16 protein-coding genes are annotated in these 13868 nt (G+C 64.3%); all 16 read left to right on the top strand.

The window, feature by feature from the left end:
- Positions 1 to 54: 54 nt before the first annotated feature.
- On the top strand, positions 55 to 435 hold the full coding sequence (flgB, locus tag NLY43_RS25080) for a flagellar basal body rod protein FlgB (RefSeq protein WP_023683310.1): 381 nt from the start codon (positions 55 to 57) through the stop codon (positions 433 to 435).
- A gap of 2 nt (positions 436 to 437) precedes the next feature.
- Entirely contained in the window at positions 438 to 854 is a 417-nt protein-coding gene (flgC, locus tag NLY43_RS25075) for a flagellar basal body rod protein FlgC (protein ID WP_023686341.1), read from the top strand.
- A complete protein-coding gene (gene fliE, locus NLY43_RS25070; RefSeq protein WP_023686342.1) occupies positions 854 to 1189 on the top strand; it encodes a flagellar hook-basal body complex protein FliE in 336 nt (111 codons plus the stop codon). Before flgC ends, fliE begins: the two co-directional genes overlap by 1 nt.
- Positions 1190 to 1200: 11 nt before the next feature.
- Positions 1201 to 1989, top strand: a complete 789-nt coding sequence (gene flgG, locus NLY43_RS25065) for a flagellar basal-body rod protein FlgG (protein WP_023686343.1) — start codon at positions 1201 to 1203, stop codon at positions 1987 to 1989.
- A 6-nt stretch (positions 1990 to 1995) separates the two neighbouring features.
- Complete coding sequence (gene flgA, locus NLY43_RS25060; RefSeq protein ID WP_023686344.1) at positions 1996 to 2523, top strand: flagellar basal body P-ring formation chaperone FlgA; 528 nt, start codon at positions 1996 to 1998, stop codon at positions 2521 to 2523.
- The gene (locus NLY43_RS25055) at positions 2520 to 3761 is read left to right on the top strand and encodes a flagellar basal body P-ring protein FlgI (RefSeq protein WP_023710975.1); all 1242 of its coding nucleotides are present in this window, start codon (positions 2520 to 2522) and stop codon (positions 3759 to 3761) included. The genes flgA and NLY43_RS25055 overlap by 4 nt, the downstream gene beginning before the upstream one ends.
- A gap of 9 nt (positions 3762 to 3770) precedes the next feature.
- On the top strand, positions 3771 to 4346 hold the full coding sequence (locus tag NLY43_RS25050; RefSeq protein ID WP_023710974.1) for a MotE family protein: 576 nt from the start codon (positions 3771 to 3773) through the stop codon (positions 4344 to 4346).
- Positions 4343 to 5047: a flagellar basal body L-ring protein FlgH gene (flgH, locus tag NLY43_RS25045; RefSeq protein WP_023686346.1), complete on the top strand. Its 705-nt coding sequence runs from the start codon at positions 4343 to 4345 to the stop codon at positions 5045 to 5047. Before NLY43_RS25050 ends, flgH begins: the two co-directional genes overlap by 4 nt.
- A 17-nt stretch (positions 5048 to 5064) precedes the next feature.
- On the top strand, positions 5065 to 5565 hold the full coding sequence (locus NLY43_RS25040) for a flagellar basal body-associated FliL family protein (protein ID WP_023686347.1): 501 nt from the start codon (positions 5065 to 5067) through the stop codon (positions 5563 to 5565).
- Positions 5562 to 6293 (top strand): flagellar type III secretion system pore protein FliP, encoded by a 732-nt coding sequence (gene fliP, locus NLY43_RS25035; RefSeq protein ID WP_023710973.1) that lies wholly within the window; start codon positions 5562 to 5564, stop codon positions 6291 to 6293. The genes NLY43_RS25040 and fliP overlap by 4 nt, the downstream gene beginning before the upstream one ends.
- A 210-nt stretch (positions 6294 to 6503) precedes the next feature.
- Complete coding sequence (locus NLY43_RS25030; RefSeq protein WP_023683303.1) at positions 6504 to 7388, top strand: flagellin N-terminal helical domain-containing protein; 885 nt, start codon at positions 6504 to 6506, stop codon at positions 7386 to 7388.
- A gap of 282 nt (positions 7389 to 7670) precedes the next feature.
- Positions 7671 to 8555, top strand: a complete 885-nt coding sequence (locus NLY43_RS25025) for a flagellin N-terminal helical domain-containing protein (protein WP_023683302.1) — start codon at positions 7671 to 7673, stop codon at positions 8553 to 8555.
- Between the two features lie 192 nt (positions 8556 to 8747).
- Complete coding sequence (gene fliF / locus NLY43_RS25020; protein ID WP_023710972.1) at positions 8748 to 10388, top strand: flagellar basal-body MS-ring/collar protein FliF; 1641 nt, start codon at positions 8748 to 8750, stop codon at positions 10386 to 10388.
- A gap of 3 nt (positions 10389 to 10391) precedes the next feature.
- The gene (locus tag NLY43_RS25015; protein ID WP_023710971.1) at positions 10392 to 11018 is read left to right on the top strand and encodes a hypothetical protein; all 627 of its coding nucleotides are present in this window, start codon (positions 10392 to 10394) and stop codon (positions 11016 to 11018) included.
- Positions 11019 to 11049: 31 nt separating this feature from the next.
- Positions 11050 to 12396, top strand: coding sequence for a MotB family protein (locus NLY43_RS25010; protein WP_023686352.1), 1347 nt, complete (start codon positions 11050 to 11052; stop codon positions 12394 to 12396).
- The gene (locus tag NLY43_RS25005; protein ID WP_023710970.1) at positions 12393 to 13823 is read left to right on the top strand and encodes a MotC family chemotaxis protein; all 1431 of its coding nucleotides are present in this window, start codon (positions 12393 to 12395) and stop codon (positions 13821 to 13823) included. The genes NLY43_RS25010 and NLY43_RS25005 overlap by 4 nt, the downstream gene beginning before the upstream one ends.
- The last annotated feature ends 45 nt before the right edge of the window (positions 13824 to 13868 follow it).

Below are 13868 nucleotides of genomic sequence, written 5' to 3'. Positions count from 1 at the left end.
AGGTCCGCGCAAGACTGGCAGCCTAGTCTTGTACGTACCAGCCCGGAGATCCCCATGGAGCCCGTCAATCTTTTCGATCTCGCCGCCAAGCAGTCGCAATGGCTGTCGGTGCGCCAGTCGGCCATTGCCGGCAACATCGCCAACGTCAACACGCCGGGCTACACCGCCGGCGATGTCGAGCCGTTTGAGAAGGTGCTCGACCGCACGGCAGTGTCGCTGACCGCCACCCAGGCAGGCCACCTCGGCACTGCCGCCACTAATGCCGGCTTCACGGTCAAGCCAGAAGAGACGACCGGCGCCATCATGCCCTCGAAGAACACGGTCGTGGTCGAGAACGAACTGATGAAGGCCGGCGAGGTCCGCCGCTCGTTTGAACTCAACACCGCGATCGTCAAGGCCTTCCATTCGATGATGATGATGGCGGTGAAGAGCTGACCATGGACGCCTTGACCTCAGCCCTCAAGATCGCCGCGTCCGGCCTCAGCGCCCAGTCGGACCGCTTGCGCGTCGTCTCGGAAAATCTCGCCAACGCGCAGTCGACCGGCAACACCCCGGGCGCTGACCCCTATCGCCGCAAGACCATCAGTTTCGTCTCGGAACTCGACCGTGCCTCCGGTGGCACGACAGTTGAGGTCAACTCCATCGACCGCGACCCCAGCGACTTTCCCGTCGAATTCCAGCCCGGCAACGAGGCCGCCGACGACAAGGGCTACGTCAAGATGCCCAATGTCAACGTGCTGGTCGAGATGGCCGACATGAGCGAGGCCAACCGCTCCTACGAAGCCAACCTTCAGGTCATCAAGCAGGCGCGTGATCTGATCTCCATGACCATCGACCTGATGAGGAACCAGTAATGATCAGCGGCATTGGCGGTATCGGATCGCTTCCCCTCAAGCCGGAGATCGGTGGCGCCGATACCACGACCGACCTGTTCCAGGGCACCAGGGCGCCGATGGCCGGCAGCGAAATCGGCGCCACCTTCGCCGAAGCGCTGAGCCAGGCTGCTTCAAAGACCGTCAACACCTTGCACAACGCCGAGCAGGTCTCGATCCAGGCGCTCAAGGGCGACGCCGATACCCGTCAGGTCGTCGACGCCGTCATGAGCGCCCAGCAGGCCCTGCAGACCACGATCGCCATCCGCGACAAGGTCGTCTCCGCCTATCTCGAAATCAGCCGTATGGGCATCTGAGGAGACTTGCCGTGAAAGCACTCGCCATCGCAGCGACCGGCATGAATGCCCAGCAGACCAATCTGGAAGTGATCGCCAACAACATCGCCAACATCAACACCACCGGCTACAAGCGCGCGCGCGCCGAATTCTCCGACCTGCTCTACCAGGTCGACCGCACGCAGGGCGTGCCCAACCGCTCCAATTCATCGCTGGTGCCGGAAGGCGTGTCGATTGGCCTTGGTGTCAAGACGACGGCGGTGCGCAACGTCCATACCCAGGGCGAACTGACCTCGACCGGCAACAGTTTCGACATGGCGCTGACCGGCCGAGGCTGGTTCCAGATCGAGGGCGCCGACGGCGGCACACTCTACAGCCGCGCCGGCGCCTTCAACACCAACGCCACCGGCCAGCTGGTGACCGTCGACGGCGCCAATGTCATCCCGGCCATCACCGTGCCGACCGATGCCATCGAAGTCGTGGTCAACAAGACCGGCCAGGTCTTTGCCCGCATCGACGGCCAGACCGACCTCCAGCTGCTCGGCCAGCTGCAACTCGCCAACTTCGCCAATGAAGCCGGCCTGGCGCCGCTCGGCGATAATCTGTTCCAGGAAACGCCGGCCTCGGGCCCGGCCAATGTCGGCGTGCCCGGCGATCCCGGCTTCGCCTCGGTCGAGCAGGGTTATCTCGAGGCCTCCAACGTCGATCCTGTCAAGGAAATCACCGAGCTGATCTCGGCGCAGCGCGCCTATGAGATGAACTCCAAGGTCATCCAGGCCGCCGACGACATGGCCTCCGTCGTGTCCAAGAACATCAGGTAAGGTTTGATGCTCTCTCCGGCCTCCCGCTCCGCGCTTTGCCGCACCGCGCTGATGCTCGCGCTGGTAGCCGGCGGTGTGCCGGCGTTTGCCCAGGAGAGCGCAGACCAGCAGACCAGCACCCACGTCGCGAGCAGTCAGGCAACCGGCGAGATCGTTCTGATCCCCAACCGGGTCATTTATCCCGGCGAGATGATCGACACCGGCGTGCTGAAACCGGTGACGCTGCTCCCCGGAAAGCACAGGCCGGATGCGGTCGCCACGCAGGCCATGGAACTCCAGGGCAAGGTCGCCAAGCGCACGCTGCTGCCCGGCCGCTACATCCCGGCCGCCGCCATCCGCGACGCCTGGCTGGTCGAACAGGGCGCCGCCGTGCAGGTCTATTTCATCGCCGGCGACCTCACCATTTCGGCTACGGCGGTGTCGCTGCAGCCGGGTGCCGCCGGCGATTTGATCAAGGTCCGCAACACAGACAGCGGCAAGATCTTTTCCGGCACGGTGATGGCGGACGGCACCGTCCGGGTCAGCGCGTCATGAGACGCGGAGCTGCCCTTCTGCTCGCGACCGTTGTCGGCCTGCAGCCGGCGCTGGCCGACGGTCTTACGCCGAAGCAAAAGCGCGATCTTGCCGGCCAGAATGGCGGCGCCTTTGTCGATCCCGAATATGATCCGGCCACCACCAACCGCATGTTCAGGGTCTCCAACGGCCCAAGCTCTCTGCCACCCGGCCAGGTCGCATCGCGCATCAAGGACATTGCGCAGCTGCAGGCTTCGCGCGACAACCAGCTCGTCGGCTACGGCCTCGTCATCGGCCTCGCCGGATCGGGCGACAGCCTGCGCAATTCGCCCTTCACCGAACAGTCGATCCGCGCCATGCTCGAAAATCTCGGCATCGCCACCGAAGGTGGCAGCGCGCGGGCCAAGAACGTCGCCGCCGTCATCGTCACCGCCAACATGCCGCCTTACGTGCAGTCGGGCGCCCGCATCGACATCGACGTCTCCTCCATGGGCGACGCCACATCGCTTGCCGGCGGCACGCTGATAATGACGCCACTGAAGGCGGCCGATGGCGAGATCTATGCTGTCGGGCAAGGCTCGGTCATCGTTTCCGGCTTCACTGCCCAAGGCGATGCCGAAAAGCTGACGCAGGGCGTGCCGACGGCCGGCCGCGTGCCCAACGGCGCCATCGTCGAGCGCACGGTGCGCGCCGAATTCGAGGACCAGGCGCTGCTCACCTTGCAATTGCGCAACCCCGATTTCTCCACTGCCGTTCGCATCGCCGACGCCATCAACGGCTACACCTCGCAACGCTTCGGCATGCGCGTGGCGGCGGAGCGCGATGCACGTACCGTGCAGATCAGGCGGCCGAAGAATATTTCGGCGGCGCGCTTCTACGCCGAGATCGAGAATTTGGTGGTCGAGACCGACACGCCGGCACGCGTCGTCATCGACGAACGCACCGGCACCATCGTCATCGGCAACGAGGTCAAGATCTCGCGGGTGGCGATCAGCCACGGCACGCTCACCGTGCGCATCACCGAACAGCCGAAGATCGTCCAGCCGGAACCGTTCTCCAAGGGCGTGACAGCGGAGGAACCCTTCACCACCATCGATGCCACGCGGCCTGACGCCCGCGTCAATGTGCTCGACGGACCGAACCTCGAAACGCTGGTGTCGGGCCTCAACCGTCTCGGCGTCAAGCCGGACGGCATCATTGCCATTTTGCAAGGCATCAAGTCGGCCGGCGCTTTGCAGGCCGATCTGGTTCTCCAATAGGCCATACCGATGATCGATTTCTTTTCCCAAAAGCAGCACCGCCGAAGCGCAGCCTTGGCGGCTTGCGTCATCGCCGCCACCGTCCTTGCCGGCGGCACTGTTCGCGCGGAAGAAGCGGTGCGGCAGGTTCTTCCTGGCGGGCAACAGCCGGCGGCAGTGCAGCAGCTGGTCCGCGAGAAGGTGCCCGATGAAAGCGAGATCCAGCGCTTCTGCTCCAACATCGCCGACGCCGCCCGCGACCGCCGTTACGCGCTGCAGGCCGACGAGTTGAAGCAGTTGCAGGCTGGCATCGACCAGCGCATGAAGGCGCTGGACGACAAGCGCGCCGAATACGAGCAATGGCTGAAGCGGCGTGAAGTTTTCCTGGCCCGCGCCGAGGATGGCGTCGTCAAGATCTATGCCGGCATGAAACCGGATGCCGCGGCCGAGCGCCTGGCCATGGTCAACACCGATCTCGCCGCCGCCATCCTGATGAAACTCGATTCGCGCAAGGCCGGCGTCATTCTCAACGAAATGGACCAGAAGGCGGCAGCCACGCTCACCGGCATTATGGCCAGCGCGGCGCGAAGGGTAGACCCGTCATGAAGTCGCATATACTCGCCCTGGTCGCCACCGCTTCACTTGCCGGCTGCGCCTCCGACCCCAGGGAGATCGGCAGGGAGCCGGCGCTGTCGCCGGTTGGCGCCGGCATTACCGGCAGCGTCAATGCGCCCTACTCCTATCCCGAAACGCCACCCGCGCCAGTGAAGAAATTCTCGCTGTGGGATGATCGCCAGAGCCGGTTGTTCACCGACCCACGCGCGCTGCGCGATGGCGACATCCTCACCGTCAGGATCAAGCTCAACGACAAGGCCAACTTCAAGAACCAGAACGACCGCAGCCGCACCGCCGGGCGCAAGCTCGGCTATGACGTCAACCTCGGATGGGAAGGTGCCACCACCAGCGGCAAGGGCGACGCGGGGCTGAGCTCCACCACCGAAACCAATGCGGACGGCGAAATCAAGCGCTCGGAGAACCTCGAGCTCAACGTCGCCGCCGTCGTCACCGAAGTCCTGCCCAACGGCAATCTGATGATCCGGGGCTCACAGGAGGTGCGCGTCAATTACGAGCTCAGGGTGCTGACCATCGCCGGCATGGTGCGTCCATCCGATATCGGCGCTGAAAACACCATCTCTTATGAACGCATCGCCGAGGCGCGCATCTCCTATGGCGGCCGCGGCCGCGTCAGCGAAATCCAGCAGCCCGCTTACGGTCAGCAGATCCTCGACCAAGTCCTCCCCTTTTAGGACTGGAGAACGGCGCCGTGGCAAATGTCGAACAGGTTCAGCAAAAAAAGGGCCCGTCGCTTGTCATCCAGCTTGCGATGCTGCTGGCGATGACGGGCGCCGCGATCGGCATGGGCTGGATGTCCGGCGGCTATCTGAAGGGCGTCGGGGGACCGGTGCCGGTGCCCGCCGCGCCCGAGAACCAGTCCAACGCCGAGCAACCGAGCAAGGCGGCCGAACATGCGCCCGGCACCGGGCCGACGCTTGTCCAGCTGGCGCCGATCACCACCAATCTGGCTTCGCCTGCCGACACCTGGATAAGGCTGGAAGCGTCGGTGGTCTACGATGCGCCGCAGCCGCCGGAACTTACCGAAAGCATTCACCAGGACCTGCTTGCCATGGTCCGCACCCTGAAGATGCATCAGATCGAAGGCGCCAGCGGCTACCAGCATTTGAAAGCCGACCTCGAGGAGCGCGCCGCAATCCGCAGCGGTGGCCATGCCAAACAGGTTCTGATCAGGACATTGCTGCTCGAATGAGAAAACTCGTCCTCGCCGCCGCGATCGTCGTCGCCGCCACCTCTGTCGCCGCCGCCCAGCAGCTCGATCTCGGCGGCATCGGCAAGGCCGACGGCGCCACCGTCGGCTATATCATCCAGATGTTCGGTCTGCTCACCGTGCTGTCGGTGGCGCCGGGCCTGTTGATCATGGTGACGAGCTTCACCCGCTTCGTCATCGCCTTCTCGATCCTGCGCGCCGGCATCGGCCTGCAGTCGACGCCGGCCAATCTGATCCTGATCTCGCTGTCGCTGTTCATGACCTTCTACGTCATGGCGCCGACCTTCGATCAGGCCTGGAACACCGGCGTCAAGCCGCTGATGGACAACCAGATCAGCCAGACCGAGGCGTTCGAAAAGATTTCGGACCCGTTCCGCACCTTCATGCTGCACAATGTCCGCGACAAGGACTTCGACCTGTTCGCCGACCTCGCCCGCGAGCGCGGCCAGGTGGTTGCCAGGGACACCGTCGACCTGCGCATCCTGGTGCCGGCCTTCATGATCTCCGAAATCCGCCGCGGCTTCGAGATCGGCTTCCTGATCGTGCTGCCGTTCCTCGTCATCGACCTGATCGTCGCCACCATCACCATGGCCATGGGCATGATGATGCTGCCGCCGACCGTCGTTTCGCTGCCCTTCAAGATCCTGTTCTTCGTCCTCATCGACGGCTGGAACCTGCTTGTCGGCAGCCTGGTGCGCTCCTTCACCTGACCGTCCGCGCGCCGTTGGCGCCTTGCTAAAGTTTTAAGCAATATATTTCCGGTTAACCGTCCCGTTTAGCCCTTTGGTAGGGACTTGCCCGCATATTGCTCGCAGATGGCGGGTGATCGGGTCTCACGATCATTGGCATGATGCCGCTCCGTCATACCGGAAAAGCCGGTATGTCAAAAACACCCTGTAAAAATCAAGGTACGAGTAGCCATGTCCAGTATCATGACGAACGCCTCGGCGCTGACCGCGCTGCAGAGCCTGAACAACACCAACAAATCCCTCGAGCAGACGCAGGCCCGCATCTCGACCGGCTACCGCGTTGCCACCGCTTCCGACAACGCCGCTTACTGGTCGATCGCGACCTCGATGAAGTCCGACAACAAGGCCAACTCTGCCGTGCAGGACGCCCTCGGCCTCGGCGCCGGCAAGGTTGACACCGCCTACACCGCCATCAACGACGTCAAGGACCAGGTCGACCTGATCAAGACCAAGCTGGTCACTGCCCGCAGCGCCTCGAAGGAAGACCAGCAGAAGATCGCGACCGAAATCAACGCCATCCAGGCGCAGATCAAGTCCTCGGTCGCCAACGCCAACTTCGCCGGCTCGAACCTGCTGCAGAACGACGCTGCCGCTGCGTCCGACCTGAAGATCGTTGCGGCTTACAACCGTACCGGCGCGACCGTCACCATCGACACCATCGACGTCAAGGCTGCCGATACGCAGGTTCTCGATGTCGCCGGCACGGGCGGCATCGTCGGCGGCCTGCTCGCCGCTGCCTTCTTCGACCCGAGCACCACGGCGGTTACCCCCGCCGCCATCGACACCGCGCTCGGCACTGTTGAAACCGCGCTTGCCAAGCTGTCCACCGGCGCTGCCTCGCTCGGCGCTGCCAAGTCGCGCATTGACACCCAGAAGAGCTTCCTGTCGAACCTGTCGGACTCGATCGACAAGGGCGTCGGCGCTCTGGTCGACGCCGACATGAACAAGGAATCGACCCGTCTGCAGGCCCTCCAGGTCCAGCAGCAGCTCGGCATCCAGGCGCTGTCGATCGCCAACGGCAACTCGCAGTCGATCCTGTCGCTCTTCCGCGGCTGATCTCTCGACATTACGACTGACACCATCCGTCGGGCCGCGCCAACAGCGCGGCCCGATTTCTTTTTGCGGCTGTTGATTTTCTTGCTAAATGGCTGCCGATTTTTGCTCTTGGCCAGCGCCCTGAATGGCTTGGTTTAACAGGCCGTTAACCATATCCCGGTAGTCATGGTTAACCATTCCATGGCGGGCAGACCATACGGTCGATGGGCTTATGCCTACCCCCTTGATGAAGTTGATCCGGCGTGTTCGGGACACGCCAGTGTTTGAAAAGGGGTAAATATCTTGGCTAGCATCATGACGAACGCTTCGGCTCTGACCGCGCTGCAGAGCCTGAACAACACCAACAAGCAGCTTGAAACCACCCAGTCACGCATTTCGACCGGCTACCGCGTTGCCACCGCCAGCGACAACGCCGCCTACTGGTCGATCGCCACCACGATGAAGTCCGACAACAAGGCGCTTTCGGCCGTTCAGGACGCGCTTGGCCTCGGCGCCGGCAAGGTCGATACCGCCTACACCGCCATCACCGACATCAAGGACCAGGTCGACCTGATCAAGGCCAAGCTGGTCACTGCACGCAGCGCCAGCAAGGACGACCAGCAGAAGATCGCGACCGAAATCAAGGCCATCCAGGACCAGATCAAGTCGTCGGTCACCAACGCCTCCTATGCCGGCTCGAACCTGCTGCAGAACGACGCTGCTGCGACCTCCGACCTGAAGATCGTCGCGTCCTATAACCGCACCGGCACGACCGTCGCCATCGACACCATCGACGTCAAGGCGGCCGACACGCAGGTCCTCGATCTTCCCGGCACCGGCGGCATCGTCGGCGCTCTGCTGGCGACGACCTTCTTCGATCCCAGCACAACCCAGGTCCTTCCGGCAGCCATCGACACCGCACTTGGCGCCGTTGAAACGGCGCTTGCCAAGCTGTCCACGGGCGCTGCCTATCTCGGCGCCGCCAAGTCGCGCATCGATACCCAGAAGAGCTTCCTGTCGAACCTGTCGGACTCGATCGACAAGGGCGTCGGCGCGCTGGTCGACGCCGACATGAACAAGGAATCGACGCGGCTGCAGGCCCTACAGGTCCAGCAGCAGCTCGGCATCCAGTCGCTGTCGATCGCCAACGGCAACTCGCAGTCGATCCTGGCGCTGTTCAAGCAGTAAGCCTGACCCGGCTTTCTCCTTCTTGAATTGAAGGGCCGCGCCGACAGCGCGGCCCTTTCGCTTTGTGGCTGTGTTTTGACGCATGTCGTTGACCCGGAACCGCTGCACTTCCGGGCGACATGCTCTATCATCTTCGCACAAGCTTCGCGGTCTAGTGTTCCCACGGAATATCATGCTGGGAGCGCTTGAATCGTGCCGCAACAGATCCAGAGCATCATCTCGAATCTCAGGGCATTTGGCGTCAGGCGCCTTGCCATGCTGGCCGGCATTGCCGCATTGGTGATGGCCGTCATCGGCATCGGCTCGGTCTATCTCAACCGCCCTGCCTATGAGACGCTCTATGTCGGGCTCGATCGCTCCGACGTGAACCAGATCGGCCTGGTGCTCGGCGAGGCCGGCATCGGCTTCGACGTCGGCTCCGACGGCACCTCCGTGCTGGTGCCGGCCGGCACCACCGCGCAGGCGCGCATGCTGCTCGCCGAAAAGGGCCTGCCGACCAGCGCCAATGCCGGCTACGAACTGTTCGACAATGTCGGCTCGCTCGGGCTGACCTCCTTCATGCAGCAGATCACCCGCGTGCGCGCCCTGGAAGGCGAGATCGCCCGCACCATCCAGTCGATATCCGGCATCAAGGCGGCCCGCGTTCACATCGTCATGTCCGAGCGCGCCAATTTCCGCCGCGACGAACAGCAGCCCTCCGCCTCGGTGGTCATCCGCTACTCCGGCATCGATGCTGAAAAGAGCGCCATGTCGATCCGCCATCTCGTCGCCGCCGCCGTGCCGGGCCTGTCGGCCGACAAGGTTACCGTGCTCGATTCCAACGGCAATCTTCTCGCCGCCGGCGACGATCCCTCCAACACAAGTGCTGCCCGCACGCTCGGCGTCGAGCAGACCGTCGAGGCGCAGATCGGCGACAACATCCGCCGCGCGCTGACGCCTTATCTCGGCCCCGACAATTTCCGCGCCAGCGTCAAAGCCGACGTCAATACCGACACCCGCCAGACCGAAGAGACGATCTTCGATCCGGAGTCGCGCGTGGAGCGTTCCGTGCAGTCGGTGCGCGCCAACGAGAACAGCAACCAGAGGCAGGCCTCGACCCCGGCCACCGTCGAGCAGAACCTGCCCGAGACCCAGGCGACCAGCACCGATGGTCCGCAGACGTCATCGGCGAACGACCGCAAGGAGGAGATCACCAATTACGAGATCAACTCCAAGAAGATCGCCACAGTCTCGAACGGCTATTCCGTCACCAAGATGTCGATCGCCGTCGTCGTCAATCAGCAGCGGCTGATGACCATCCTCGGCAAGGACGCAACGCCCGAGCAGATCGCCAAGCGCGTTGCCGACATCCAGAAGATGGTGGCTTCGGCCACTGGCTTCGACGACAAGCGTGGAGACATCATCGATGTCTCGGCCGTCGAGTTCATCGACGGGCTCGACGGCGAGGCGGTCGAACAGCCGGGCATAATGGCGTCGATCGGAACCCATGCCGGTACGATGATCAACGCCGGCGCTTTCATCGTCGTGGTGTTCCTGGTCGCCTTCTTCGGCCTGAGGCCGATGGCCACCGCGCTGAGCGCGCGGCCGACGCCGGCACTTGCCGGTCCGAGCTTCGACGACGTCCAGCGTTCACTGCCGACACCCGAAGCCGCCAGCGCCGAACAGGCGCCGGCTGCCTTGCCCGGCAGCCGCCCCGGCCCGACTCCACTCGATGATCTTCGCCAGAAGATCAGGCCGGCGCCACAGGAGCGGCTTGCCCGCATGGTCGACATCAATGAGGAGCGCACCGCGCAGATCCTGCGCAAATGGGCGGCCCAGGAAGCAGCGGTATAGACCATGGCCTCGGCAGCGCTTTTCGACCTTTTGCCGGATTTCGGCGCACGCAGCCAGCGTGCCGGCCAGCCCTCGCTCGCGGCCATGGCCGAGCCAAGGCCGGAGACGTCGGCGCCGCAGGCCGACATCGGCGCGCTGATCGCCGAAGCGGTCATCGATGCCGAAGCCGCCCTTGAAGCCCGCCTTGCCATCGCCCACCAGGCAGCGCTCGAGGCGCAGAGACAGGCCAACGCCGATGAAGCAAAGGCCTTTCTGGAAAGTTTCGGCGGCGATCTCGGCGCGGTCGTCACTGCCCGTATCGAGATCATGGAGGCCAAGGTCAGCGACCTCGTCGGCGCCACCATTGCGCGCATCATTGGCGGCCTTGTCAGCGACGATCTGCAGAAGCGTTCGCTGGAAGCCCTTGCCGGCACGATCCGCGAAGCCGTCGGCGACAGCGAGGCGGTGCGCATCGCCGTGCGCGGACCGCTGTCATTGTTCGAGACGCTGAAGGCTTCGCTCGGCCCACGCGCGGCCAATCTCGATTTCGTCGAGGCGCCCGGCTTCGACCTTACCGTCGCCATTGACGAGGCGGTGTTCGAAACCCGCATTGCCGAATGGTCGGCCGCCTTGTCGGAGGCCCTGTCATGAGCGAGGGCCCTCTTACGAACGAGTGGACGTCATGAGCGTTGTCGAGGCCGCAGACGCCAGGCATGAGATCATCATCGTGCGGCGCAACCACGACGACCACGACGACGCTCACCATGGCGGCGTCTGGAAGATCGCCTTTGCCGATTTCATGACTGCCATGATGTGCTTCTTCCTCGTCATGTGGCTGATCAACGCCGCCAACGAGCAGACCAAGGCAGCCGTCGCCAGCTACTTCAATCCGGTCAAGCTGGTCGATCGCAACGCCAGCCGCAAGGGCCTCGAAGACCTCGGCGATGGCCCGAGCAAGGTCGGGCTGACGGCGGACGACCCGCGGGACAAGACCAGCAAGGCCGGACAGGACGGCGTCGGCGGCGCCGGCACCTCGGACAAGAAGCAATCGAAGGAATCGGCGCCGAAGACCGATCTTTCCGACGAGCATCTGTTTGCCGATCCCTATGCGGTGCTGTCGGAAATCGCCACCGACACCGGCGTCATGCAAAATGTCAGCGAGAAGGGCGATGGCGGCGCGCAGGCGTCCGGCCCGGCTACCGGCGCATCCGGTGGCCAATCCTACCGCGACCCGTTCGCGCCGGATTTCTGGTCGCAGCAGGTGGCTGCACCAGGCGCCGAAGCCACCGCCGAACGCACCAAGATCGAAGGCGATCCCCTGAAGCCGGGTGACAAGGCGGCACAGACGCAAGTGGCGGAGGTGAAGGCCGTGCCGGCCGCGCCGCCAGTGGCCGCGGCGCCGCTCGAGCCGCTGGCGAAATCCGTTTCCGATAAGCCGCTGACCAAGGCTGAAGCCAAAGCAGAGGCCAAGGCTGAAGCAGCGAAGGCCGAAATTGCAAAGGCCGAAGCCGCCGAAGCACAACCCGCACCCAAACCCGAAGCCGCGGAAAAGGCGCCGACGGCCGCCACTGTTAGAGCCGCGGCGCAGGTCAAGCAGGAACTGGCCGAGGCCTTCAAGCCAGGCGACAAATTGCATAATGGTGTCTCCGTCGAAGCCACCGACAAGGGTGTCGTCATTTCGATCACGGACCAGTTCGATTTCGGCATGTTCGAGATCGGATCGGCGGTGCCTAGGCGTGAACTGGTGCTGGCGATGGAAAAGATCGGCCGCATCGTCAACGAGCAGAAAGGCACGATCAGCATCAACGGCCACACCGACGCGCGGCCGTTCCGCAGCGACACTTACGACAATTGGCGGCTGTCCACGGCGCGCGCCCATTCCGCCTACTACATGCTGGTGCGCGGCGGCGTCGACGAGCGCCGCATCACCGAGGTCGCCGGCTTCGCCGATCGCGAGCCGAAAATTGCAGCCGACCCGATGGCGGCCGCCAACCGCCGCATCGAGATTCTGATGGCGACCGACGGATGAGGCGCTCCGCCATCATCGGCCGCGCCGTCGGCCTGCTGCTGCTGAGCGCTGTCCATTCGCCGGCAGCTTTTGCCGAGGACGCATTGCAGCCCTATCAGCTGGTGCGCTCGCTGCAGCTTGTGCAGGACCGCATAGCCGCCGGCGATCACGCCGCGCTGCCGATGCAGGCCAAGCTGCTCGAAATGGCCGACACAAGGCTGCGCGCGGCCGACGCAGATGATTTCAGCGACCCGAAGAATTTTCGCGCCTTGCTGGTCTATGGCATGAGTGGCGGCAACCCCGTCACCGTCGAGGCGGCGGTGTCGCGCGCCAAGACCGACCCGCAAAGCCTGACCATCGCCAAGGGCATTGTCGATTATCTGAACGGCCGGCAGGCGGCTGCGATCGAGGCGCTGAAACCGATCGATCCGATGACCCTGCCCCCCGATGTCGGTGCCTTTCTGGCGCTGGTCAAGGGCTCGCTTCTCTCCACCGAGCAACCGGTCAGCGCGCTTGCGCTGCTCGACGATGCTCGCCTGCTCAGCCCCGGCACGCTGGTCGAGGAAGCAGCGCTGCGCCGCTCGGTCGGCATCGCCGCCGCGCAAGGCGACGGTGCGCGTTTCGCGCTTGCCTCAACCCAATATGTCGAAGACTACCTCTATTCGCCCTATGCCAGCCAGTTCGCCGACGCATTCGTCTCCGGCGTCATCACGCTGCACATGGCAATCAGCCAGGACAAGCTCGCCGACATCACCGCAATGATGGATCCCGAGCGCGAGAAGGTGATCTATCTGCGCATCGCCCGCCGCGCCGCGATCGACGGTTTTGCCGATCTCTCCGCCTTTGCCTCGGCCAGGGCTGAACGGGGCCGCGACGGCATCCACAATCAGGACGATCCGCGCGCCCAGCTCTATTCCAGCCTGTCCACGGTAACGTCCGGCACCATCGGCGAGGTCCGCGCCAAGCTGGACAAGATCGATCGCAACCAGCTTTCGCAAAGCGACCGCGACCTGCTCGATGCCGCGCAGGCCGTGGCGGGTGAAGTCATCGCCCCGCCGGCGCCGCTGCCTGCCGAAAAGCCCGCACCTGCCGCGGCCAGGCAGGAGCCGGTCAAGACCGCGGCAGTGGAAAGACCCGACGAGCCAGAGCTGCCGCCGGTCGAAGGCGCGATGCCGGAACAGCCAGCCGCCACAACGTCGAGTGAACAGCCCGCAACCGACCAACCGAAGGCGGCAAGTGAGCCGGCCGCGCAGGCACCGAGCACGCCAGAGGCAAAGGCGGCGGAAACGCCTGCAGTCGCCTCGGCCAGCGATGCGGCTCCGGTCGTGCCGGCATCGGTGCCGGCCCCCGCCGCAGTAGAGCCTACCGATCCCACCGACGCCGCCATGGCGAGGACGCGTCGCCAGCTCGATTTGATCGACCAGATGCTTGGAGCAGCCCCGAAATGACCACCAATGTTGGCCAGGCCCTGCCGGCTCCCGCGCACGCCGGAT

Source organism: Mesorhizobium sp. C416B (assembly GCF_030323165.1).
Classification (GTDB): Bacteria; Pseudomonadota; Alphaproteobacteria; order Rhizobiales; family Rhizobiaceae; genus Mesorhizobium.
The sequence above is the reverse complement of the archived record's forward strand: the minus strand, read 5'-3'. Positions and strand labels throughout refer to the sequence as shown.

Bases quoted from the DNA above. Each gene is read 5' to 3' on its own strand.
- flgB (WP_023683310.1), top strand. From the start codon at position 55: ATGGAGCCCGTCAATCTTTTCGATCTCGCCGCCAAGCAGTCGCAATGG.
- flgC (WP_023686341.1), top strand. From the start codon at position 438: ATGGACGCCTTGACCTCAGCCCTCAAGATCGCCGCGTCCGGCCTCAGC.
- fliE (WP_023686342.1), top strand. From the start codon at position 854: ATGATCAGCGGCATTGGCGGTATCGGATCGCTTCCCCTCAAGCCGGAG.
- flgA (WP_023686344.1), top strand. From the start codon at position 1,996: ATGCTCTCTCCGGCCTCCCGCTCCGCGCTTTGCCGCACCGCGCTGATG.
- NLY43_RS25055 (WP_023710975.1), top strand. From the start codon at position 2,520: ATGAGACGCGGAGCTGCCCTTCTGCTCGCGACCGTTGTCGGCCTGCAG.
- NLY43_RS25050 (WP_023710974.1), top strand. From the start codon at position 3,771: ATGATCGATTTCTTTTCCCAAAAGCAGCACCGCCGAAGCGCAGCCTTG.
- flgH (WP_023686346.1), top strand. From the start codon at position 4,343: ATGAAGTCGCATATACTCGCCCTGGTCGCCACCGCTTCACTTGCCGGC.
- fliP (WP_023710973.1), top strand. From the start codon at position 5,562: ATGAGAAAACTCGTCCTCGCCGCCGCGATCGTCGTCGCCGCCACCTCT.
- NLY43_RS25030 (WP_023683303.1), top strand. From the start codon at position 6,504: ATGTCCAGTATCATGACGAACGCCTCGGCGCTGACCGCGCTGCAGAGC.
- NLY43_RS25015 (WP_023710971.1), top strand. From the start codon at position 10,392: ATGGCCTCGGCAGCGCTTTTCGACCTTTTGCCGGATTTCGGCGCACGC.
- NLY43_RS25010 (WP_023686352.1), top strand. From the start codon at position 11,050: ATGAGCGTTGTCGAGGCCGCAGACGCCAGGCATGAGATCATCATCGTG.
- NLY43_RS25005 (WP_023710970.1), top strand. From the start codon at position 12,393: ATGAGGCGCTCCGCCATCATCGGCCGCGCCGTCGGCCTGCTGCTGCTG.